Source organism: Bradyrhizobium vignae (genome assembly GCF_900324035.1).
GTDB lineage: Bacteria > Pseudomonadota > Alphaproteobacteria > Rhizobiales > Xanthobacteraceae > Bradyrhizobium > Bradyrhizobium vignae.
In genome coordinates this window covers 189471-211508 of sequence record NZ_LS398110.1, presented here as the reverse complement: position 1 = coordinate 211508, position 22038 = coordinate 189471, and the positions used below count along the sequence as shown (strand labels likewise).

Annotated in this window: 19 protein-coding genes; 11 read left to right on the top strand and 8 right to left on the bottom strand. The window is 63.8% G+C overall.

Features of this window, described 5'->3' with window-relative positions:
* Nucleotides 1-95 precede the first annotated feature (95 nt).
* From leuS to BRAD3257_RS01000, 4 genes are all read left to right on the top strand, one after another.
* Nucleotides 96-2720, top strand: a complete 2625-nt coding sequence (gene leuS, locus BRAD3257_RS01015) for a leucine--tRNA ligase (RefSeq protein ID WP_122400268.1) — start codon at nucleotides 96-98, stop codon at nucleotides 2718-2720.
* Nucleotides 2707-3258, top strand: a complete 552-nt coding sequence (gene lptE, locus BRAD3257_RS01010) for an LPS assembly lipoprotein LptE (protein ID WP_122400267.1) — start codon at nucleotides 2707-2709, stop codon at nucleotides 3256-3258. The genes leuS and lptE overlap by 14 nt, the downstream gene beginning before the upstream one ends.
* 126 nt (nucleotides 3259-3384) lie before the next feature.
* On the top strand, nucleotides 3385-4413 hold the full coding sequence (holA, locus tag BRAD3257_RS01005) for a DNA polymerase III subunit delta (protein WP_122400266.1): 1029 nt from the start codon (nucleotides 3385-3387) through the stop codon (nucleotides 4411-4413).
* A gap of 117 nt (nucleotides 4414-4530) precedes the next feature.
* On the top strand, nucleotides 4531-5697 hold the full coding sequence (locus BRAD3257_RS01000; RefSeq protein ID WP_122406309.1) for an IS110 family RNA-guided transposase: 1167 nt from the start codon (nucleotides 4531-4533) through the stop codon (nucleotides 5695-5697).
* Nucleotides 5698-6247: 550 nt separating this feature from the next.
* On the opposite strand, the gene BRAD3257_RS00995 is transcribed toward BRAD3257_RS01000, so the two are convergent.
* The 7 genes from BRAD3257_RS00995 to hemJ form a co-directional block, all read right to left on the bottom strand.
* Nucleotides 6248-7135: a ParB/RepB/Spo0J family partition protein gene (locus BRAD3257_RS00995; protein ID WP_162500052.1), complete on the bottom strand. Its 888-nt coding sequence runs from the start codon at nucleotides 7133-7135 to the stop codon at nucleotides 6248-6250.
* 144 nt (nucleotides 7136-7279) lie between these two features.
* Nucleotides 7280-8146: a ParA family protein gene (locus BRAD3257_RS00990; protein ID WP_027574116.1), complete on the bottom strand. Its 867-nt coding sequence runs from the start codon at nucleotides 8144-8146 to the stop codon at nucleotides 7280-7282.
* Nucleotides 8147-8175: 29 nt separating this feature from the next.
* The gene (rsmG, locus tag BRAD3257_RS00985; protein ID WP_174221620.1) at nucleotides 8176-8808 is read right to left on the bottom strand and encodes a 16S rRNA (guanine(527)-N(7))-methyltransferase RsmG; all 633 of its coding nucleotides are present in this window, start codon (nucleotides 8806-8808) and stop codon (nucleotides 8176-8178) included.
* A 150-nt stretch (nucleotides 8809-8958) separates the two neighbouring features.
* Complete coding sequence (gene mnmG, locus BRAD3257_RS00980; protein ID WP_122400263.1) at nucleotides 8959-10839, bottom strand: tRNA uridine-5-carboxymethylaminomethyl(34) synthesis enzyme MnmG; 1881 nt, start codon at nucleotides 10837-10839, stop codon at nucleotides 8959-8961.
* Between the two features lie 539 nt (nucleotides 10840-11378).
* Nucleotides 11379-12737 (bottom strand): tRNA uridine-5-carboxymethylaminomethyl(34) synthesis GTPase MnmE, encoded by a 1359-nt coding sequence (gene mnmE / locus BRAD3257_RS00975; protein WP_122400262.1) that lies wholly within the window; start codon nucleotides 12735-12737, stop codon nucleotides 11379-11381.
* Between the two features lie 305 nt (nucleotides 12738-13042).
* The gene (gene rho / locus BRAD3257_RS00970) at nucleotides 13043-14308 is read right to left on the bottom strand and encodes a transcription termination factor Rho (RefSeq protein ID WP_122400261.1); all 1266 of its coding nucleotides are present in this window, start codon (nucleotides 14306-14308) and stop codon (nucleotides 13043-13045) included.
* Nucleotides 14309-14564: 256 nt separating this feature from the next.
* A complete protein-coding gene (gene hemJ, locus BRAD3257_RS00965; protein ID WP_122400260.1) occupies nucleotides 14565-14999 on the bottom strand; it encodes a protoporphyrinogen oxidase HemJ in 435 nt (144 codons plus the stop codon).
* Nucleotides 15000-15457: 458 nt separating this feature from the next.
* On the opposite strand from hemJ, the gene BRAD3257_RS00955 reads away from it, so the two are divergent.
* From BRAD3257_RS00955 to dnaQ, 4 genes are read left to right on the top strand one after another with little or no spacing between them, the layout of a single operon-like run.
* Nucleotides 15458-16297, top strand: a complete 840-nt coding sequence (locus BRAD3257_RS00955; protein WP_122400259.1) for a pyruvate, water dikinase regulatory protein — start codon at nucleotides 15458-15460, stop codon at nucleotides 16295-16297.
* An 8-nt stretch (nucleotides 16298-16305) separates the two neighbouring features.
* The gene (locus BRAD3257_RS00950) at nucleotides 16306-16914 is read left to right on the top strand and encodes a Maf family nucleotide pyrophosphatase (RefSeq protein WP_122400258.1); all 609 of its coding nucleotides are present in this window, start codon (nucleotides 16306-16308) and stop codon (nucleotides 16912-16914) included.
* 23 nt (nucleotides 16915-16937) lie between these two features.
* Nucleotides 16938-17537, top strand: coding sequence for a dephospho-CoA kinase (coaE, locus tag BRAD3257_RS00945; protein WP_122400257.1), 600 nt, complete (start codon nucleotides 16938-16940; stop codon nucleotides 17535-17537).
* Entirely contained in the window at nucleotides 17537-18289 is a 753-nt protein-coding gene (dnaQ, locus tag BRAD3257_RS00940) for a DNA polymerase III subunit epsilon (protein WP_283809979.1), read from the top strand. Before coaE ends, dnaQ begins: the two co-directional genes overlap by 1 nt.
* On the opposite strand, the gene secB is transcribed toward dnaQ, so the two are convergent.
* Nucleotides 18280-18765 carry a protein-export chaperone SecB gene (gene secB / locus BRAD3257_RS00935; RefSeq protein ID WP_122400255.1) on the bottom strand — a complete coding sequence of 162 codons (486 nt, stop codon included), beginning with the start codon at nucleotides 18763-18765 and terminating at the stop codon, nucleotides 18280-18282. The genes dnaQ and secB overlap by 10 nt on opposite strands.
* Nucleotides 18766-19162: 397 nt before the next feature.
* On the opposite strand from secB, the gene BRAD3257_RS00930 reads away from it, so the two are divergent.
* From BRAD3257_RS00930 to BRAD3257_RS00920, 3 genes are read left to right on the top strand one after another with little or no spacing between them, the layout of a single operon-like run.
* Nucleotides 19163-19870, top strand: a complete 708-nt coding sequence (locus BRAD3257_RS00930) for a Tim44/TimA family putative adaptor protein (RefSeq protein WP_122400254.1) — start codon at nucleotides 19163-19165, stop codon at nucleotides 19868-19870.
* Nucleotides 19848-21377, top strand: coding sequence for a murein transglycosylase A (mltA, locus tag BRAD3257_RS00925; protein WP_162500051.1), 1530 nt, complete (start codon nucleotides 19848-19850; stop codon nucleotides 21375-21377). The genes BRAD3257_RS00930 and mltA overlap by 23 nt, the downstream gene beginning before the upstream one ends.
* Entirely contained in the window at nucleotides 21374-21964 is a 591-nt protein-coding gene (locus BRAD3257_RS00920; protein ID WP_122400253.1) for a Smr/MutS family protein, read from the top strand. Before mltA ends, BRAD3257_RS00920 begins: the two co-directional genes overlap by 4 nt.
* The last annotated feature ends 74 nt before the right edge of the window (nucleotides 21965-22038 follow it).

Sequence of the window (22038 nt, the reverse complement as noted above, 5' to 3'; positions counted from 1 at the left end):
GTTTCAAAACGCGGCAACCCATTGACCCCCTGAGGCCTTCTATGGCCTAGTCCGCCGTCTTTAGACGGCCGAACCCAAGAAAACCCAACGATTCCATGACCTCCGAACGCTATAACGCCCGCGACGCCGAACCGCGCTGGCAAGCTACCTGGGACCAGCAGGCGATCTTCGTCTCGAAGAACGACGACCCGCGGCCGAAATATTATGTGCTCGAGATGTTCCCCTACCCGTCCGGGCGCATCCATATCGGCCATGTCCGGAACTACACGCTCGGCGACGTACTGGCCCGCTTCATGCGCGCCAAGGGGTTCAACGTGCTGCATCCGATGGGGTGGGACGCGTTCGGCCTGCCGGCCGAGAATGCCGCCATCGAGCGCAAGGTCGCGCCGAAGGCCTGGACCTACGACAATATCGCCGCGATGAAGAAGCAGCTCCGCTCGATCGGGCTGTCGCTGGACTGGTCCAGGGAGATCGCGACCTGCGATCCCTCCTATTACAAGCACCAGCAGAAGATGTTTCTGGACTTCCTGCGCGCCGGTCTCGCCGAGCGCGAGAAGCGGAAGGTGAACTGGGACCCCGTCGACATGACCGTGCTCGCCAACGAGCAGGTGATCGACGGCCGCGGCTGGCGTTCGGGTGCTGTGGTCGAACAGCGCGAGATGAACCAGTGGGTCTTCAAGATCACGAAGTACTCGCAGGAGCTGCTGTCCGCGCTGGACGGGCTGGAACGCTGGCCCGACAAGGTGCGGCTGATGCAGCGCAACTGGATCGGCAGATCGGAAGGCCTCTTGATCCGCTTCGCGCTGGATGCGGCGACGACGCCGGCCGGCGAGAGCGAGCTGAAGATCTTCACGACGCGCCCGGACACGCTGTTCGGTGCGAAGTTCATGGCGATCTCGGCGGATCATCCGCTGGCACAGGCCGCTAGCGCGAAGAACCCGAAACTTGCGGAGTTCATCGCCGAGATCAAGAAGATCGGCACTGCCCAGGAGATCATCGACACCGCGGAGAAGCAGGGTTTCGACACCGGCATCCGCGCGGTGCACCCGTTCGACCCGACCTGGAAGCTGCCGGTCTATGTCGCGAATTTCGTGCTGATGGAATACGGCACCGGCGCGATCTTCGGCTGCCCGGCGCACGATCAGCGCGACCTCGACTTCGTCAACAAGTACAATCTCGGCAACACGCCGGTCGTGTGCCCCGAAGGCCAGGATCCCAAGTCCTTCGTCATCACCGACACCGCCTATGACGGTGACGGCCGTATGATCAATTCGCGCTTCCTCGACGGCATGACCATCGATCAGGCCAAGGAAGAGGTGGCGAAGCGCCTCGAGAGCGAGCTGCGCGGCAATGCGCCGGTCGGCGAACGTCAGGTGAATTTCCGCCTGCGCGACTGGGGCATTTCGCGCCAGCGCTATTGGGGCTGCCCGATTCCCGTCATTCACTGTCCGAAGTGCGATGTGGTGCCGGTGCCGGATGCCGATTTGCCGGTGAAGCTGCCGGAGGATGCGACCTTCGACAGGCCGGGCAACGCGCTCGATCATCATCCAAACTGGAAGCACGTCGCCTGCCCCAAATGCGGCGGCAAAGCGCAGCGTGAGACCGACACCATGGACACGTTCGTGGATTCGTCCTGGTACTTCGCGCGCTTCACCGATCCCTGGAATGAGGCCGCGCCGACGACGCCTGCGGTCGCCAACCGGATGCTGCCGGTCGATCAGTATATCGGCGGCGTCGAGCACGCGATCCTGCATCTGCTCTACAGCCGCTTCTTCACCCGCGCGATGAAGGCGACCGGACATATTGCGCTGGACGAGCCGTTCGCCGGCATGTTCACGCAAGGCATGGTGGTGCACGAGACCTACCAGAAGGCCGACGGCACCTACGTGCAGCCGGCCGAGGTGAAGGTCGAGGTCGGCGGCAACGGACGCCGCGCAACGTTGCTCACCACAGGCGAAGACATCCAGATCGGCCCGATCGAGAAGATGTCGAAGTCGAAGAAGAACACGGTCGATCCTGATGACATCATCGAGACCTACGGCGCCGACGTCGCGCGCTGGTTCATGCTGTCGGACTCCCCGCCCGACCGTGACGTGATCTGGAGCGACGAGCGCGTCCAGGGCGCCTCGCGTTTCGTGCAGCGGCTGTGGCGGCTGGTCAACGATTCCATCGAAGTCGGTAAAAGTGCGCCGGCAGCCCGGCCGGCCAGCTTTGGCCCGGACGCCACTGCCCTGCGCAAGGCCGCCCACGGCGCGCTGGACAAGGTCACCACCGGTATCGAGCGGCTGCACTTCAATGTCTGCCTCGCCCATATCCGCGAATTCACCAATGCGTTCTCGGAGGTGCTCCAGCGCCCCGGCCAGCCCCCGGCCGATCTCGCCTGGGCGATCCGGGAAGCAAGCCAGATTCTGGTCCAGCTGTTCTCGCCGATGATGCCGCATCTGGCCGAAGAGTGCTGGCAGATTCTTGGACACGAGGGACTGGTTTCGGAGGCCGATTGGCCCCAAATCGAACGCGATTTGCTGGTTGAAGACAGCGTGACCCTGGTGGTCCAGGTCAACGGCAAGAAGCGGGGTGAGGTCACAGTTGCAACAGCGGCCCAGAATCCGGAAATCGAGGCTGCCGTTTTGGCCCTCGATGCGGTAAAGCTGGCCCTGGATGGCAAGCCCGTCCGCAAGGTGATCATCGTTCCCAAGAGGATCGTCAATGTTGTCGGCTAGGATCCGTATCGCAGCCCGCTTGCTGGCAGTGGCCGCGCTGGCGGCGCTGACGGCCGGCTGCTTCCAGCCGATGTATGCCGAACGCACCGACGGCACCCCCGGCCTGCGCGAGAAGCTGATGGGGGTCGAGCTCCCGCCGATCAACAAGCCCAATGCATCCCGAGAGGCCCGCGTTGGCGTCGAAATCCGCAATGCGCTGGCCTTCAAGCTTTACGGCACGGCGACGGGCATGCCGCCGACCCACCGGCTGGACATCCGGTTCACCACCAGCCGCTCCTCGCTGATCGTCAGCGCCGCGACGGGACTGCCGACCAGCGAAAATCTCGGCATCGACGCCCAGTACAATCTGATCGAGGTTGCGACCGGCAAGTCGGTCATGACCGGCTCGACCTTCTCGCGCGTATCCTATGACATGCCGGGATCCTATCAACGCTTCTCGCGCACCCGCGCCGTGCGCGATGCCGAGGATCGCGCCGCCAACGAGATCGCCGAGAACATCACCACCCGGCTCGCCTCGTTCTTCACCGCGGGCACCTAGTTCATTTCCGTCGTTCCGGGGTGTCCGAAGGGCGAACCCGGAATCCAGAGATTGTTGATCGAGATTCTCAGGCGCGCGAACGCGCCGCAGTTCGCGCTTCGCGCGCGCCGGGATGACAGTTAGGCCATGGTCGCGCTGCGTGGAAAAGAGATCGACGCTTTCCTCGCCCGCCCCGATGCGGGCCGTCCGATCATCCTGCTCTATGGTCCCGATGCCGGCCTCGTGCGCGAGCGCGCCGATGCCCTGATCGCATCGGCCGTCGACGATCCCAATGATCCGTTCTCGCTGGTCAAGCTCGACGGCGACGAGCTTGCCGCCGAGCCTTCGCGTATCGTCGACGAAGCCATGACCGTGCCGCTGTTCGGCGGCCGCCGCGCCATCCGCGTTCGCGCCGGCTCGCGCAGCTTTGCTGGCGGAATCGACACGCTGGCCGAGATGAACGTGAAGGATTGCCGCATCGTGATCGAGGCCGGCGAGCTGCGCCCGGAATCGCCGCTGCGCAAGGCTTGCGAGCGCGCCAAGACGGCGGTCGCGATCGGCTGTTATCCCGACACCGAGCGCGACCTTGCCAAGCTGATGGAGGACGAGCTCCGCATCGCGAATTTGCGCATTGCGCAGGACGCCCGCGCGGCGCTGATGTCGTTCCTCGGCGGCGACCGCCAGGCTTCGCGCAACGAGCTGCGCAAGCTGACGCTCTACGCCCACGGCAAAGGCGAGGTCACGCTGGATGACGTGATGGCCGTTGTCGCCGACGCGTCGGAGCTGAAGCTCGACCCGATCGTCGACGGCGCCTTTGCCGGGCGACCCGACATCGTCGAGACCGAATTCGCCAAGGCCATGATCGCAGGCACCTATCCCGGCGTGATCATCTCCGCCGCCCAGCGGCAGGCTGCGTGGCTGCACAAATCCGCGCTCGCGATCGCCGACGGTACGCGGGCCTCCGCCGTGCTCGACGGCGGCTTTCCACGCCTGCATTTTTCGCGAAAGCCCGCAGTCGAAACCGCGCTGCGCAATTTCAGCCCGGCGCGGCTCGCCGCCATCATCGAGCAGCTCGCGACTGCCGCGCTCGACACCCGCAAGCAATCGACGCTAGCCGCCGCCATCGCCCAGCGCACGCTGATGGCGATCGCCGCGAATGCGAGGCGGCGGGGTTAGGCCTCCGATCGCTCGCCACGTCATTGCGAGCGAAGCGAAGATTCCATGGGGAGTGGATAGCGACCAGGTCTGAGGCCAGACTGAGGGTTGCTGAATCCATTCAACCTGGAGACGACGATGTTGCTCGATCATCCTTCCGACGGACTGGCCGCTATCCGCACGCAGTTTGGCGCAATTTTTGTGTCATTGGAACTGAGCCGTTCGACATGGCTGGTCACTTCGCTGTCGCCCTGCAAGGGCGAGAAGATGTCCAAACGCAGCATGAAGGCCGGCGACCTTTCGGAACTGTTGAAGCTGTTTGCGGAGCTGAAGCGCAAGGCGCAGGCGCGAACGGGTGAGAGCTATCCGCTCATCGCGATCCAGGAGGCGGGGCTGGACGGGTTCTGGCTTCACCGCGCCCTGCAGCAGGAAGGCATCGAGAGCCACGTAGTCGATCCGGCCTCGATTGCGACGCCGCGCCGGCGCCGGCGGGCCAAGACGGACCGGCTGGATGGCGAGACGCTGTTGCGGACGCTGCTGGCCTACAAGCGCGGCGAGGTACGGGTCTGCGCCATGGTCGTTGCGCCCTCTCCGGCAGAGGAGGACCGCCGTAGGCTGTGCCGCGAGCGAGAGACCTTGATCGCGGAGCGGATCGAGCATGTGAACCGGATCAAGGGTCTTCTGTTCGCGCAAGGGATCTTCGACTACGCGCCGCTGCGGCGAGACCGGCGGAAGCGGCTGGAGGCCTTGCGGACGGGCGACGGGCGCGCCTTGCTGGCGCATCTGAAGGCGCAGATCAGCCGCGAACTCGACCGGCTCGAACTGCTGCTCGACCAGATCACGGCGGTGGAGCGCGAGCAGGATGCGTTGCTGGCCGCGAGCAAGGCGGCGGGGGAGAAGACCGTATCGAACCCGGTGGCAATGCTGCTCGAACTGAAGAGCCTGGGCCCGAACTTCACGGCCGTTCTCTGGTCGGAGGCCTTTTACCGGCAGTTCGCCAACCGCCGCCAGATTGCATCCTATGCCGGCCTTGCAGCCACGCCATGGCGCAGTGGCGGCATCGAGCGCGAGCAAGGCGTGTCGAAGGCTGGCAATCCGCGCCTGAGAACCACGATGATCCAGCTCGCCTGGCTCTGGGTACGCCACCAGCCTCAATCGGCTTTGACCCAGTGGTTCAAGGTGCACAGCCAACGCGGCCGCAAGCGCGCGATCGTGGCGCTCGCGCGCAAGCTGCTCGTGGCCCTCTGGAAGTACGTGACCGCGGGCGTGGTGATCGAGGGAGCCGAGATAAAGGCCGCCGCCTGACACCACGCTCCTCAGCCTCAAAGCCAATCCGCCGAGATTGATCAGCCTCGGCCGATCCGGGTGGACGAACCGATGGATTGCATGGCTTCAAACGCCGTAACGAAGAATGGTCTCGTCCTCTCGAGCCTGCCCGCCGCAAGCGGAATGTTGGTGCAGCCGCCGCCGCGCGGCGACCGAATGTGAGTTTGATCTGGCAAGCAAACCAGATTGCAAAAACCGGCTCGACCCTTGGATCGCCTGACGAAAAGGAGTTATCCGCCCGCTGCCCCGACTGCCAAAGCCTGATGGCGTGCTCGCTCGAGTCAAGGCCAAGTCGCTTCGCGACGGCCCTACGGGCCGACCTTGACTCGATCTGCGCGCGCCATCCTACGTGCTCCACGGTCGGGACGAAGAGCTGGCCTGCAATCGAACAAAGAGCTGAACAAACCGCCTTGACACACCAAATCCCCATGTGAGCAATCCAGTATCCCTCCGCGGAGACAGTCTGGATTGCTTCGTCGCTGGCGCTCCTTCGCAATGACGCGAGGAGAAACTGGGGTCGAAAAAGGCGCTACAGCGCGCCCTTCGCCAGCCGCTTCATCACCTCATCGAGCTGATCGAGGTTGCGGTAGTTGATCTGCACTGAGCCGCCGGGATCGCGGTGATTGACCGTGACCTTGAGACCCAGCGCATCGCTGACGCGCTTTTCGAGATCGATCGTATCGGGGTCTTTTTGCTTGCCCCCGGTGGCGCGTGCCTTCTGCGGCTTGCGCTCCGGCACGCCTTCCTCGTGCGCGAGCGCCTCGGCCTGGCGGACGTTGAGGCCTTCCTCGACGATGCGCTTGGCGGCGGCGAGCGGATCGGGGACGCCGATCAGCGCGCGGGCGTGGCCCGCCGTCAATTCACCGGTCGCGATGAAGGCCTGCACCTCGGCCGGCAGCTTCGTCAGCCGCATCATGTTGGCGACGTGGCTGCGGCTCTTGCCGACGACTCTTGCGATGTCGTCCTGGCTGCGTTTGAACTCGTTGGCGAGCGCGTGATAGCCCTGCGCCTCTTCCATCGGGTTGAGGTCTTCGCGCTGCACGTTCTCGACGATGGCGAACTCCAGGGCATCGCTGTCGCTGATGTCGACCGGCACGATCGGCACTTCGTGCAGGCCGGCCATCTGCGAGGCGCGCCAGCGCCGTTCGCCGGCGATGATCTCGTAGCGGTCATGCGCGCCCTTCACCGGACGCACCACGATCGGCTGGATCACGCCATGCTGCTTGATGGAGTCAGAGAGCTCCTTCAGCTCCGCGTCGGAAAAGGTGCGGCGCGGATTGCGCGGATTGGCCTTGATGAATTCGATCGGCACCTTGCGCTGCGCGCGCGGACGATCGACATGCTGAGCCTCGCCGCCGACATCACCGATCAGACTTGCAAGACCCCGGCCCAGTCGCGAACGCGCTTCGTCGGCCATCGCCAGCTCCCTTGGATTCACGGTGCAACACTCCAGAACTGAATTTCAAATCGCAGGGTGGACAAAGCGAAGCGTGCCCACCAGTTGTTTATGTGCGGAAGATGGTGGGCACGGCGAAGACGCTTTGCTCACCCTAGGGCACCACTAATGCGTCGTGCGCAGCTCGCGCTCGCGCTGGATTACTTCGGTGGCGAGACGCAGGTAAGCTTCGCTGCCGACGCATTTGAGATCGTAGACCAGCACCGGCTTGCCGTAGGACGGCGCCTCGGAGATGCGCACGTTGCGCGGGATCATGGTCTTGTAGACCTTCTCGCCCATGAACTGGCGGACGTCGGCGACGACCTGGTTCGAGAGATTGTTGCGCGAGTCGAACATGGTCAGCACGATGCCGTGGATCGACAGATTCGGATTGAGCGTCGAGCGCACCTGCTCCACCGTCTGCAAGAGTTGCGACAGACCTTCGAGTGCGAAGAACTCGCATTGCAGCGGCACCAGGATCGCGTCCGACGCCGCCATCGCGTTCACCGTGAGCAGGTTGAGCGAGGGTGGGCAGTCGATCAGCACATAGGTGTAGTCGGCGTCCGGCGAGACGTTGTTGTTGAGCGCGGCGATGGCATCGCGCAGCTTGAAGGCGCGGCCCGGCGTGGTGCCGAGCTCGAGTTCGAGACCGGAGAGGTCCATGGTCGACGGCGCGATGTGCAGCCGCGGCACCGCGGTCGAGACCACCGCTTCACGCAAGGCCGCTTCCCCGACCAGCACGTCATAGGTCGAGCAGGAGCGGTTGCGGCGATCGATGCCGAGGCCGGTCGAAGCGTTGCCCTGCGGATCGAGATCGACGATCAGGACGCGCTCGCCGATCGCAGCGAGCGCCGTGCCGAGATTGATCGCTGTGGTTGTTTTCCCTACGCCACCCTTCTGATTCGCCAGCGCGAGAATGCGCGGGTGACCGTGCGGGACCTCATTGGTCTCCTGGGCGGCCTGTTCTGGCTGCGGCTCGTCAATCACGCTCATCGCAATTCCCCACTCACCCCCTGAACGCCTCAGCTGCGCCGTTCGACGGACGTCAGTTCCACGATCCATCCGTCTCCGGTTCGGCTCGGATGGAGTTGAGGCTGAATACTCCAATATTTAGCGGCTTCGGTCAATTCAGCCTCTACATCTTGACCCTTGAGAAATAGCGCCATTGCGCCTTGACGCATCAGCGGCTCCGCAAAGCCGATGAGTTGATGTAACGGAGCCAGCGCACGCGCGGTGACGCAATCGACAGGGCCAGTGATTCTATCCACATTATCCCCGATCTCAGCGAGATGTACGACTCCCGGAGACGCGGTGATGCGAATTGCTTCACGGAGGAACGCTGCCTTCTTGGCGATTCGCTCGACGAGATGGACGCTGGCGCCGGGCGTCTCGGCCATTGCGCAGGCGAGCACGACGCCGGGGAAACCGCCGCCGCTGCCGAGGTCGGCCCAGCGCTTTGCGGCCGGCGCGAGATCGACGAGCTGGAGCGAATCGGCGATGTGCCGGGTCCAGAGGTTTGGCAGGGTCGACGGCGCGATCAGATTGGTCTTGGCCTGCCACTCGCGGAGCAGCGCGATGTACCGATCAAGGCGGGCTTCCGTTTCATGTGAAACGGGAGCGAGCTTGAGCGCCGCAGCCTTGTCGGCGGCGATAATGGCGTCGAGCGATTGATCGTTGGCGCTTGCCTTGTCGACCTTCGGGCTGGCCGGTGCCGGCTCGCCTCGGCGCCCGCCGCGCTCGCCCGATCCGGATCGTCGCAACAGCGGTCTGTCTCCGCCCGGTCCGCGCTGTTTCACGTGAAACGCCTATGCGATTGCCTTGGAAGTCTTCCTCGCCTCGCGGCGGAGATAGGCCGCGAGGATGCCGAGCGCGGCCGGCGTCATGCCATCGATCCGGCCGGCTTGGCCGACGGTGAATGGCCGCGCCTTCTCCAGCTTGGCGCGGACTTCATTGGAGAGACCGGGGACCAGCTGGTAGTCGACTTCCGACAGCACCATCCCCTCGTCCCGCCGGAAGGCTTCGACGTCGGCGCTCTGGCGCTCCAGGTAGACGTCGTACTTGGCGTCGATCTCGAGGTGGGTGGCAATGATGGGATCGATGGCCGATAGCTCCGGCCAGATCGCACGGACCTGGCTCCAGCCGATATCAGGATAGGCCATCAGCTCGAAGGCGGAGCGGCGCTGGCCATCCCGATTCAGGGACAGCCCGTGCTTGATCGCCTCATTCGGGGTGATCGTCAGTGACTTCGAGAGCGCCCTCGCCGCATTCAGGGCTTCCATCTTGGCACGATGGTGCTGGGTTCGGGCACTGCCGATGCAACCGAGAGCGATCCCCTTCTCAGTCAGCCGCTGATCGGCATTGTCTGCCCGTAGCGTCAGCCGGTACTCGGCCCTGGAGGTGAACATCCGATAGGGCTCGCTGATCCCGCGGGTGACGAGGTCGTCGATCATCACGCCGAGATAGCCATCCGCCCGGTCGAATACGGTCGGCGCGGCGCCGCTGGCAGAGAGCGCCGCATTCAGACCGGCGACGATGCCCTGCCCGGCGGCTTCCTCATATCCGGTAGTGCCGTTGATCTGCCCGGCCAGGAACAGCCCCCGCAAACGCTTGGTCTGCAGGGTCGGATCGAGCTCACGGGGCTCGATGTGATCATATTCGATGGCGTAGCCGGGGCGGACCATCTTCACCCGCTCAAGGCCGGGAATGCTCGCGAGGATCGCGAGCTGGACCTCCTCGGGGAGCGAGGTGGAGATGCCGTTGGGATAGACGGTCGTATCGTCGAGCCCCTCCGGCTCCAGGAAGATCTGGTGGCCGTCACGGTCGCCGAAGCGGACGATCTTGTCCTCGATCGAGGGGCAATAGCGGGGACCGGAGCTCTTGATCTGGCCGGAGTACATCGGGGAGCGGTGGACATTGGCCCGGATCACCTCATGGGTCGCGGCCGTGGTCCGGGTGATCCCGCACTGGATCTGCGGGGTCGTGATCCGCTCGGTCAGGACCGAGAATGGCTCCGGGGGCTCGTCGCCAGGCTGCATCTCGACCGCGGACCAGTCGATCGTGGTGCCGTCCAGGCGCGGCGGAGTACCGGTCTTAAGCCGTCCAAGAGTAAAGCCGGCACGCTCGAAGGAGCTGGAAAGACCCATCGCGGGGGCCTCGCCGACGCGTCCGGCGGGCCAGTTTTTCTCGCCGAGATGGATCAGGCCGCGGAGGAAGGTCCCGGTGGTGACGACCACGGCCCCTGCCTGCAGCTCCCGACGGTCCGCCAGGCGAAGCCCGGTCACCCGTCCCTCGACCACGATCAGCTCATCGGCCTCGCCTTCGACGACGGAGAGGCCCTCAGTGTCCCGGATCGCGGCCTGCATGGCAGCGGCGTAGAGCTTGCGGTCCGCCTGGGCCCGCGGTCCCCGGACTGCGGGGCCCTTGCGGCGATTGAGGACGCGAAATTGGATGCCACCGGCATCCGCCACCCGGCCCATCAGACCATCGAGAGCGTCGACTTCGCGAACCAGATGGCCTTTGCCAAGGCCGCCGATGGCCGGATTGCAGGACATCGCGCCAACAGTCGAGAAACGGTGCGTCACCAGCGCCGTCGCCGCCCCCACCCGCGCAGCCGCAGCCGCGGCCTCGCAGCCGGCGTGGCCGCCGCCAATCACGATGACGTCGAAACTCTCTCGCTCTGTTCGCATGGGCGGACTTCTATCCCAGAGCGGAAAAAGCCGGAAGCGGAAACTCGGCGCGCGCGTGTTTCACGTGAAACAGCGAGGGCTTGCAGCTGAAAGCAATTTGCGAAAACAACCCCATGCACAGTAGGAGGCGCCCTGTTCCGCCTCGTGTTTCACGTGAAACGAGATCAAAGGCTCTCTTGCCACAATGGGATCAAACGGGTGCTACTAAGCCACTGTCTCGTTTACTGGAGGTACCGATTAGATGCGAGGCGGTCGCCCCACGCTCCGTCAATTGCGAGCGGGCGAAGCAATCCAGAATCCCTCTGCGGAGGCTGTCTGGATTTGCTTCGTTGCAAGGGCTCCTCGCAATGGCGAGATTGAGGCGCGGCGGCTGACTCAAACGCGCATCTGCCAGATCGGGCAATGGTGCCTAGACTGACTTAGCAGGGCCGCAGTTTCACCTGAAACCACCGGAACCCGCAAACAGGGACTGCAGGAACCGTCCCTGTTTCACGTGAAACAACGGAGTGGAACAAGAGCTTCCAATAAAGAACTAGCGCCTACTTTCCGATGCAGAACTTCTGGAAAATGGCCCCGAGGACATCCTCGACATCCACCCGGCCGAGCAGCCGGCCTAGGGCATAGGCGGCGGCACGCAGCTCTTCGGCCGCGAGCTCTTCGCCGTCTTCCACAAGCTCCAGACTCCGGCGCAAGCTGTCTGACGCCTGGCGCAACAAATCACGCTGGCGGGCTCGGGTCACCAATGCGCCCTCGGTCGTCCCGAAGAAATTGGCGGCGAATTTCACTAGTGCCTCGACCAGTTCGGGAATGCCGTCGCCCCGGCTCGCCGAGATCCCGAACTCGCCTGCCGGCTCGGTTGCCCCGGCTCCGCCAAGGTCGATCTTGTTGCGCACGATCCAGACCGAGCCGCCGGACTCATCACTTCCGTCTCCGGACGTCCACAGCGAGGGTCTTGCGTCGGGATCGGCAGCCTGCCCGCCCTCCACCAGCCACAGCACCAAATCGGCGTCCTCGGCTCGCGCCCGCGCCCGACGCACGCCCTCCTGCTCGACGGGATCATCGGTCTCGCGAATGCCGGCGGTGTCAATGACAGTGACGGGATAGCCGTCGAGATCGAGCTGCACCTCGATGACGTCGCGCGTGGTCCCGGCATGCGGCGAAACGATCGCGACCTCGCGGCGCGCGAGCTGATTCATCAGCGTCGACTTGCCGACGTTGGGCTCGCCGGCGATCGCAACCACCAGGCCGTCGCGCAGGCGTTCAGAATGTCCTTGTGCGGCAAGGACCTTTGCGATTTCGTCGTGCAGCGCTTTGATCGCCTTCACCGCCGGCGCCCTCAGCTCTGCCGGCACATCGCCTTCATCGGAAAAATCGATACCGGCCTCGATCAGCGCCGAGGCCTCGATGATGCGCTCGCGCCAGTCGCGCGCGCGATCGCCGAGCAGGCCCTGCAATTGGCGCAGCGCCTGACGTCGCTGCCGGTCGGTGTCGGCGTGGATGAGATCGTCGAGGCCCTCGGCCTCGGTCAGGTCGAGCTTGCCATTCTCAAAAGCGCGTCGGGTGAACTCTCCAGGCTCAGCCGCCCGTGTATTCGGAATATTAGAAATCTCAGAAACGAGCGCCGCCAGCACGGCTCGGCCGCCATGGACGTGAAATTCGGCGATGTCCTCCCCGGTCGCGCTGGCTGGTCCCGGAAACCAGAGCACGACCGCCTCGTCGATCGGCTCGCCCGCACTGTTGCGGAGCAGCCGGCGGCTCGCCTGCCGCGGCGCCGGCAGCTTGCCCGCGAGCGTCGTCAGTACCAGACTGGTCTGCGAGCCCGACACGCGCACCACGGCGATCGCGCTGGGCGCCCGGCCGGATGACAGCGCAAAAATGGTCTGGTCTCGCGGATGCATGGCCTATTTGTCCGGCTCGCGGCGAAAAGGCAAACATCCGTTGTTAGCTGCCGGGCTGCGGGATTTTGCTGCACCAGATCTCACAGTGATTAATGTTGCAGTGCAATAAACCTCCCAGCAATTTTGCTGCAAAAATGCACTCTCGCGCGGCGGATAGGCTGGCCAAAATTCAAGTATTACTTTTCTATATCAAAAGATTAAAAGACGTCCCGAATTCGGGTCGCTAGCCATGCTGCACTTCGCTGCAGCAAAGCCGCAACAAAAAGGGCGCCCGAAGGCGCCCTTTTTTCCTTGCTGCACTGCACTCATGTGTTCATGGAGTCGAAGAACTCCGAATTGCTCTTGGTCGAGCGCAGCTTGTCGAGCAGGAAGTCGATGGCGTCCATCGTACCCATCGGATTGAGGATGCGCCGGAGCACGTACATCTTCTTGAGCACCTGCGGATCGGTGATGAGCTCCTCCTTGCGGGTGCCGGAGCGCGAGATATCGATCGCCGGGAAGGTACGCTTGTCCGAGACCTTGCGGTCGAGGATCAGCTCCGAGTTACCGGTACCCTTGAACTCTTCGAAGATGACTTCGTCCATGCGGCTGCCGGTATCAACCAGCGCGGTCGCGATGATGGTCAGCGAGCCGCCCTCCTCGATGTTGCGGGCGGCACCGAAGAAGCGCTTCGGGCGCTGCAGCGCGTTGGCGTCGACACCGCCGGTCAGCACCTTGCCCGATGACGGCACCACGGTGTTGTAGGCGCGCCCCAAGCGCGTGATCGAATCGAGCAGGATCACCACGTCGCGGCCATGCTCGACCAGGCGTTTGGCTTTCTCGATCACCATCTCGGCGACCTGGACGTGGCGCACCGCCGGCTCGTCGAAGGTCGAGGACACCACCTCGCCCTTCACCGAGCGCTGCATGTCCGTGACTTCTTCCGGACGCTCGTCGATCAGAAGCACGATCAAATAGCATTCCGGATGGTTGTGCGTGATCGAATGCGCGATGTTCTGCATCAGCACGGTTTTACCGGTGCGCGGCGGCGCGACGATCAAGGCGCGCTGGCCCTTGCCGATCGGCGCAACGATGTCGATCACGCGCGCAGACAGGTCTTTTCGCGTCGGATCGTCGATTTCCATGCGGAAGCGCTGGTTCGGAAACAACGGCGTGAGGTTGTCGAAATTGACCTTGTGCTTGGCCTTTTCCGGGTCCTCGAAATTGAGCGTGTTGACCTTCAACAGCGCAAAGTAGCGCTCGCCCTCTTTCGGGCTGCGAATGTGGCCTTCGATGGTGTCACCAGTGCGCAGGCCGAAACGGCGGATCTGCGAGGGCGAAACGTAGATGTCGTCCGGGCCCGGCAGATAATTCGCATCGGGCGAGCGGAGGAAGCCGAAGCCGTCGGAGAGCACCTCGACGACACCTTCGCCGACGATATCGGTCTCGGCGAGCGAGAGCTGCTTCAGGATGGCGAACAGCAGCTCCTGCTTGCGCATGGTGCTGGCATTCTCGACCCCGTTCTCTTCCGCGAACGAGACGAGCTCGGCCGGGGTTTTCGTCTTGAGGTCCTGGAGTTTGATTTCCCGCATTGGGGTGGTCCTGTGGGGTAACCTGAAAAAGAGGGGGTGCGAGGAGGCTCTGAAATGCGGACGCGAGCAGGTGCAGGTAAGGTCCGCAGGTCTGGCAAGGTGAGTGCCGGTGAGGCTTCAAACCTGATGCGGTGTCCGGCCTCTGGAAAGCTCGGACACAACCACATCCGCCTGCGTTGGGTGGGATGTCGATAATATAGAAAATCGCCCTCCGCTCCGCAAGCCGAAGCGCTGAGCTAATCGTCGGGCCGCTTGCCTAGAACGGCTTCACGATCACCATGATGACGATGAAAATCATCAGGACGGTCGGCACCTCATTGATAATCCGATAGAATTTCTGGCTGCCGGGGCGCCGGTCGGCGGCGAAATCCTTGCACCAGCGGGAAAAAAAGCCGTGGACCGCGGACAGCACCAGCACCAGTGCCAGTTTTACGTGCAGCCAGCCGAACGTGAACCAATGGCCGGACCAGGCCAGATAGAGCCCGGCGAGCCAAGTGACGATCATGGCCGGGTTGATGATCGCCTTGAGCAGCCGACGCTCCATGATCTTGAACGTCTCCGACTGCTTCGAACCGATTTCGGCTTCGCAATGATAAACGAACAGCCGCGGCAGATAGAGCATGCCGGCCATCCAGGAGATGACGGCGATCACGTGCAGCGCCTTGATCCAGAGATAGACGTCTTCGAACATTTTCGCGGTCCGAATTCCTGACCATCTGAGAACGCTGGGGATAGTAAGAACTCATTAAGGTCTTACCCCGCACACATATCCGTCTGCAGTGCCTTCCTCAAATCTAGAATCTTAGATTCTTAAGGTTTGAGTCTTTGTGACCGTGGATTGGACTCACGCAATTCCGTCCGCGAGTTCACGCGCGCTTGTTCACAGCCATCCACATATCCCGGATGGCCTCTGCCGACGTCCGATAAGTCAGTCGTCTTCAAAGGCTTGCGCATTTCTATCGGCAGCTTATCAAGGGGGTTGTTCGCGCAATCCCGTTTCCGTCTCCGCAGGGTGCCGGACTTGTTCTGACGGGCCGCGGTGTGAAGAAAATCGGCACTTGTCCCGCCCCTGGTGTCGCACATCCCTTTCCGAGGGGTTAAGCTCCACAGAAATCCACAAACCGCCCCACCGAAATTCAAAGGGTTTTTGTGCCGACCTCGAACAATTATTTCCATCTGCACCTGGTCTCGGACTCCACGGGTGAGACGCTCATTACCGTGGCGCGCGCGGTCGCGGCCCAATACGCCAACGTGACGCCGGTCGAGCACGTCTATCCGCTGGTGCGCAGCCAGAAGCAGCTCGACCGCGTGCTCGACGAGATCGAGGAAGCGCCGGGAATCGTGCTGTTCACGCTGCTCGAGAAGGATCTGGTCGCGAGACTCGAAGGCAAGTGCAAGGAGATCAACGTTCCGAGCCTGTCGATCATCGGTCCGGTGATGCAGCTGTTCGAAGCCTATCTTGGCGCTGCGACCACAGGCCGCGTCGGCGCTCAGCACGTCCTCAACGCGGAATATTTCAAGCGCATTGACGCCTTGAACTACACGATGATCCATGACGATGGTCAGCATGTCGAGGGTCTCGACGAGGCCGACGTGGTCCTGGTCGGCGTGTCCCGCACCTCGAAGACGCCGACATCGATCTATCTCGCCAATCGCGGCATCCGTACCGCCAACGTGCCGCTGGTTCCGGGCATTCCGGTGCCCTCGCAATTGGAGACACTGACGCGGCCGCTGGTCGTCAGCCTGCACGCGACGCCGGAACGCCTGATCCAGATCCGCCAGAATCGCCTGCTCTCCATGGGCGCGGAGTCTGGCAGCGACACCTACACCGACAAGCAGTCGGTCACCGAGGAGGTCGCGTTTGCGCGCAAGCTCAGCGCCAAGCATGACTGGCCGCTGCTGGACGTCACGCGCCGTTCGATCGAGGAAACCGCGGCGGCGATCATGAAGCTCTATAGTGATCGCCAACGCAACCGGCCGTCGGAATAGCTTTTGCCATGACACTGTGGCGCGGCACATCCCCGTTGATCCTGGCCTCGCAGAGCAGCGCGCGCAAAATGCTGCTGGCCAATGCCGGGCTCGAATTCGAGGCCGTGACGGCCGATATCGACGAGCGCGGCATTCAGGCCGGCTCGAGACTTTCAAATCCGCGCGAGATCGCCTTGTTGCTGGCGCGAGAAAAGGCCAAGGCCGTTTCGGTGGGTCATCCGGGGAGCTACGTGATTGGGGCCGATCAGACGTTGGCTCTCGGGATGCGGCTCTTCAACAAGCCCGCGGGCCGTCCCCAGGCGATGGCGCAGTTGCGCGATCTCGCCGGCAACAGCCACGAGCTGAATTCGGCGGTGGCCGTGGCGCGTGACGGCAAGATTGTGTTCGAGGACGTTTCGGTCGCTCGCATGACCATGCGAGAGATGACCGACGCCGAGCTTTCGGCCTATCTCGACGCTGCCGGCGATGCCGTCACGACCAGCGTCGGCGCCTATCAGCTCGAAGGGCTTGGCATTCACCTGTTCGAACGGATCGAGGGCGATCATTTCACCATTCTCGGCCTGCCGCTGCTGCCGCTGCTTGCGTTCCTGCGGCGCGAAAGGCTAGTTGCGGTGTGAATGACAGAGATGGCTGGGCGTTGATGCGGATCCTCGGACTGACCGGCTCGATCGGGATGGGCAAATCCACCACTGCGAAGCTGTTCGCGGAGGCCGGTGTTCCCGTCTACGATGCCGACGCTGCCGTGCATCAGCTCTATGAGGGTGAAGCAGCCCCGGCGATCGAGGCGGCCTTCCCCGGCACCACCGTGAACGGCAAGGTCGACCGGCAAAAACTATCGGCGCGCGTCGTGCACGATCCTGCCGCGATCAAGCAGCTCGAGCAGATCGTTCATCCGATGCTTGGCGCCTCCCGGCAGAAATTCTTTGCTGACGCCGAGGCTGCCAAGGCGCCGGTGGTAGTGCTGGACATTCCGCTGCTGTTCGAGACCGGCGGCGAGAAGCGGGTCGACGCCGTCGTCGTGGTCTCGACCTCGCCCGAACTCCAGCGCCAGCGGGTGCTGGAGCGCGGCACGATGGACGAGGCCAAGCTCGACGCCATCATCGCCAAGCAGACGCCGGATGCCGAGAAGCGCAAGCGGGCCGATTTCGTGGTGGATACCTCACACGGACTCGACCCGGTGCGCGACCAAATCAAGCACATCCTGGCCGAGGTCGTTAAGATGCCGCAGCGGCGAGCCTGATTCGCCGTCTCACACGGCTTCTTGACGGCATGCGCGAAATCGTCCTCGACACCGAAACCACCGGCCTCGATCCGCTCCGCGGCGACCGACTGGTCGAAATCGGCTGCGTCGAGATATTCAATCGCATGCCGACGGGACAGAGCTTTCACGTCTACATCAACCCCGAGCGGGACATGCCGGCGGAAGCGTTCGCCGTGCACGGACTATCGTCCGAATTCCTGGCGACCAAGCCATTGTTCCACGAGATCGCCGACGAGTTTCTGGCGTTCATTGGCGATGCGCCGCTGGTGATCCACAACGCTTCGTTCGACATCGGCTTCATCAATGCCGAGCTCGACCGAATCAAGCGCGCCGCGATCCCGCGCGAGCGGCTGGTGGATACGCTGCTGCTGGCGCGTCGCAAGCATCCCGGCGTGTCCAACCGGCTGGACGATCTCTGCTCGCGTTACGCCATCGACAATTCGCACCGCACCAAGCACGGTGCGCTGCTGGACGCCGAGCTGCTGGCTGAGGTCTATGTCGATCTGGTCGGGGCGCGGCAGTCGCAGCTGCTGCTGGCTTCGGACGCCCAGGAGATTCGCGTCAGTGCGGCCGGCGATGCGCCGCGGCGGCAGCGCTTGGAGCCGCTTGCGCCGCGGATTTCGGAGGCCGAGCGCGAGGCCCATCGGGCCTTCATCGCAACGATGGGCGACAAGGCGATCTGGAACGAGTACCTGCCCGCTCCAGCCGCCGTGGCGGCCGCTCAGGCCTGACCAGCTTGACCCTGAGCGGCCATTTGCCGCTCCATGTTCTGGCGATAGAGACCGACGAAGTCGACCGGATCCAGCATCAGCGGCGGGAACCCGCCGTCGCGCACGGCCGTTGCGATGATCTCGCGGGCGAACGGGAACAGCAAACGCGGGCACTCGATCATGACCAGCGGATGCAGGTTCTCCTTGGGCACGTTGGCAATGCGGAACACGCCGGCATAGGCGAGCTCGAACGAGAACATCAGCTTGCTCGCGGCCTCGGCCTTGCCCTCGACCGACAACGTCACCTCGAACTCCTGTTCGCTGAGGTTGTTGGCGCTGACATTGATCTGGATGTTGATCTGCGGCGGTTGGCTCTGCTGCTGCAGCGAGCTCGGCGCGTTCGGATTTTCGAACGAGAGGTCCTTGGTATATTGCGCCAGCACGTTCAGCTGGGGAGCCTGGGCCGCCTCGGGAGGGGTGCCGTTACCGTTGGTCATGAAAGTCTCTCCTTACCCGATTTGGGCTGAATTTCGCGGCGGTTGGCTAACATAGGGCCGCCTCGTTCCACAAGGACGAACGGTCCCGGATCAAGGATTCGGGCCGCGCCCGGAGCTTTGACATTCATCCTGCCTTTTCCGCGAAATTGCGCCTTAAACGATTGAAGATGCGCGATTTCCGGGCAGGATCGGGTTTCCCCTTAAGCATAAAACGCGCTACACTCGGCGCTGTGCCAAAAGGCGCCATTGGCCGGGCAAGATTTCGTGCCTACATCCCGAGGACCTGATGTGGATCCAAAATGGTGATGTAGACTTGCCGTTTCCGCGAGGAACGGTCTACTGGCCGGATTGATTTTCCCGGCAACGACCCCTGAAAAGACCAGAAAGCGAATACGACGTGGACATCTACACCATCATATTCCTGGCGCTGGCAGTCTTCATCTTCCTGAGACTGCGTAGCGTGCTGGGGCAGCGCACCGGCAACGAGCGGCCGCCGTTCGATCGCACCGCCGCCCGCAATGCGCTGGGGGGTGCTCAGGACAACAACGTCGTGACCATGCCGGGCAAGGTGATCGACCAGGCCCCGCTGGCGCCGACGGCCGAGCCGACCGCGCCCTCCGATCGCTGGAAAGGGCTGGCCGAGCCGGGCACTGCGCTGGCGCAGGGGCTCGATGCCATCGTCGAGAAGGATTCCAGCTTCGACCCGCGCCATTTCCTCTCGGGCGCGCGCGGCGCCTACGAGATGATCGTGCTGGCCTTCGCCAATGGCGACCGCCGCGCGCTGCGCGACCTGTTGTCGTCGGAGGTCTATGAGAGCTTCGACGCCGCGATCAGGGAACGCGAGAAGAACGAGCAAAAGACCGAGACGCGCTTCGTTTCGATCGACAAGGCCGAGCTCGTCGGCGCAGAGCTGCGCGACCGCACTGCCCAGCTCACCGTGCGCTTCGTTTCGCAGATGATCTCGGCCACCCGAGACAAGGCCGGCAACATCGTCGATGGCAGTGCCGATACGGTCGCCGACATCACCGACATCTGGACTTTCGCCCGCGACACCTCCTCCCGCGATCCGAACTGGAAGCTGGTTGGCACCGGAAGCGCGAATTAAGCTTTTCCTGAAGACCGGCGCGACGGCGCTTTGCGCAGGTGCCGTCGCGCTGTCGTCGTTTTCGCTCGGCGCCGAGGCGGCGCGGCGCCACCATCGCGGTCAGCACCAGCATCTGTCGCACGTGCCTGCCGCTCCGCCGCGGCCCTTGCCCTATCCGCAGCTCTCCCTGCCGTTCGAAATTCCCGGCGCGCAATATCTGCCGCTGGCCTGGGCGGACGTGAAGGGTTGGGGCGCGGACGATCATCTCGCCGCCTACAAGACCTTCCGCGCCAGCTGCCGATCGATCAATGCGCAGAACGGCGCGGCCGAACCCAAGGCTTTGGGCGCCTCGCTGAGCGAGCCTTGCCGGGTTGCCAAAACGCTCGATCTCACCGACGACGCCAAAGCGAAGACCTTCTTCGAGGAGAATTTCGCACCGCTGCGGATCTCGCGCCTCGGCGAGCCCGATGGCTTCGTCACCGGCTATTACGAGCCGGTGCTGGAGGGATCGCGCACGCAGACCGACGTCTACAACGTGCCGGTCTATCGCCGTCCCTCGAATCTGTTCGTGCGCGGCTACAAGCAGGATTCGATCAGCCTGCCCAACAAAGGCCCGGTCTATCGCAAGATCGGCCGCCGCAAGCTGGTGCCCTATTACGACCGCGGCGAGATCGAGGACGGCAAGATCGCCGGTCGCGGGCTGGAGATCGCCTGGCTGAAGGACCCGACTGATCTGTTGTTCGCCCAGATCCAGGGCTCGGCGCGGATCAAGTTCGAGGACGGCAGCACGGTTCGGCTCAATTACGACGCCTATAACGGCTATCCCTACACGGCCGTCGGTCGCATCCTGATCGAGCGCGGCATCATCCCGAAAGAGGAGATGTCGATGCAGAAGATCAGGGAGTGGATGGCGCAGAACCCCGACGGCGCCAAGGAGCTGCGCCGCCAGAATCGCGCCTACATCTTCTTCCGCGAGGTCAACCTCTCCGACAAGGATGAGGCGATAGGCGCGCAGGGCATTCCGCTGACCGCGGGACGCTCGATCGCGGTCGACAAATCGCTGCATGTCTACGGCACGCCGTTCTTCATCGAGGGCGAGCTGCCGATCGAATCCGAACGCGCCAAGACGCCGTTCCATCGGCTGATGATCGCGCAGGACACCGGTTCGGCCATTATTGGACCTGCGCGCGCCGATCTGTTTTTCGGTGCTGGCCAGGAGGCAGGCCGTATCTCCGGACGGCTGCGCCACCCCATGCATTTCGTGATGCTGATACCGAAGAGCCTCGATCCCGGCCCGCGCGCCGCCAAGCTGCCGATACCTGACCCCAGGCCCTCGGAGAAGATCGCAAAACTGTTTCCGCAAACCGACCCGGCGAAGACGGGCACGCCTGCCGCCGCCGCGGCGCAAGGCAAGAACGAAACGGTTGCCATCGCCGGCCCCGTTCCGCTGCCGGTGCCGCGTCCCGCGATCGAGCCTGCCTCCGAACCGCGTCGACCGGTGAAGAATCGTCCTCATCGGCAGCAATGAAACGATCGTCCCGTCCGCCCGTGCTGGAGTCCCGCCCCTCGCCGCGCCGTCGCGCGCTGAGCGAGGAGGAGCGCGAGCTGTGGGATACGGTTGCAAAGCATGTCAAGCCGCTGAGGAAGCATCGCGTGGCGAAGGCACAGGCCGCGCCGCGCGCTGAGGCGACACCCGCTGTGCCTGCCATGCGACCCGCGTCATCGCAGCGACCCGTCGCCGCCGCGCCGTCGCCGCGTGTCGCAAAACCGTCCGTGCCGCCCTTGGCGCCGCTCGGCAAGCGCGAGCGGACGAAGCTCTCGCGCGGCCGCAGTGAGATCGAGGCGCGACTCGATCTGCACGGCATGACCCAGACGCGCGCCCATCGCGCGCTGTCCGGTTTCCTGCACCGCGCCCACCAGGACGGCCTGACCTTCGTGCTCGTGATCACCGGCAAGGGCCGCAGCGGCGGCGAGACCGGCGTGCTCCGCCGCCAGGTTCCGGAATGGCTGAGCCTGCCCGAATTCCGCGCCTTCGTCGTCGGCTTCGAGACTGCGCATATCGGCCACGGCGGCGAGGGCGCGCTGTATGTGCGGATCAGGCGGGCGAGAGGTTAGCGAGTCTACACCTCTCCCGCTCGCAAGCGGGAGAGGGAGCGCACCGTCTCCGGAGCTGGCCGATCGTCTCAGAG

What these genes read in the sequence shown, in the direction of transcription:
- leuS (WP_122400268.1), top strand. Translation starts at nt 96, where the DNA reads ATGACCTCCGAACGCTATAACGCCCGCGACGCCGAACCGCGCTGGCAA.
- lptE (WP_122400267.1), top strand. Translation starts at nt 2,707, where the DNA reads ATGTTGTCGGCTAGGATCCGTATCGCAGCCCGCTTGCTGGCAGTGGCC.
- holA (WP_122400266.1), top strand. Translation starts at nt 3,385, where the DNA reads ATGGTCGCGCTGCGTGGAAAAGAGATCGACGCTTTCCTCGCCCGCCCC.
- BRAD3257_RS01000 (WP_122406309.1), top strand. Translation starts at nt 4,531, where the DNA reads ATGTTGCTCGATCATCCTTCCGACGGACTGGCCGCTATCCGCACGCAG.
- BRAD3257_RS00995 (WP_162500052.1), bottom strand. Translation starts at nt 7,135, where the DNA reads ATGGCCGACGAAGCGCGTTCGCGACTGGGCCGGGGTCTTGCAAGTCTG.
- BRAD3257_RS00990 (WP_027574116.1), bottom strand. Translation starts at nt 8,146, where the DNA reads ATGAGCGTGATTGACGAGCCGCAGCCAGAACAGGCCGCCCAGGAGACC.
- mnmG (WP_122400263.1), bottom strand. Translation starts at nt 10,839, where the DNA reads ATGCGAACAGAGCGAGAGAGTTTCGACGTCATCGTGATTGGCGGCGGC.
- mnmE (WP_122400262.1), bottom strand. Translation starts at nt 12,737, where the DNA reads ATGCATCCGCGAGACCAGACCATTTTTGCGCTGTCATCCGGCCGGGCG.
- rho (WP_122400261.1), bottom strand. Translation starts at nt 14,308, where the DNA reads ATGCGGGAAATCAAACTCCAGGACCTCAAGACGAAAACCCCGGCCGAG.
- hemJ (WP_122400260.1), bottom strand. Translation starts at nt 14,999, where the DNA reads ATGTTCGAAGACGTCTATCTCTGGATCAAGGCGCTGCACGTGATCGCC.
- BRAD3257_RS00950 (WP_122400258.1), top strand. Translation starts at nt 16,306, where the DNA reads ATGACACTGTGGCGCGGCACATCCCCGTTGATCCTGGCCTCGCAGAGC.
- coaE (WP_122400257.1), top strand. Translation starts at nt 16,938, where the DNA reads ATGCGGATCCTCGGACTGACCGGCTCGATCGGGATGGGCAAATCCACC.
- secB (WP_122400255.1), bottom strand. Translation starts at nt 18,765, where the DNA reads ATGACCAACGGTAACGGCACCCCTCCCGAGGCGGCCCAGGCTCCCCAG.
- BRAD3257_RS00920 (WP_122400253.1), top strand. Translation starts at nt 21,374, where the DNA reads ATGAAACGATCGTCCCGTCCGCCCGTGCTGGAGTCCCGCCCCTCGCCG.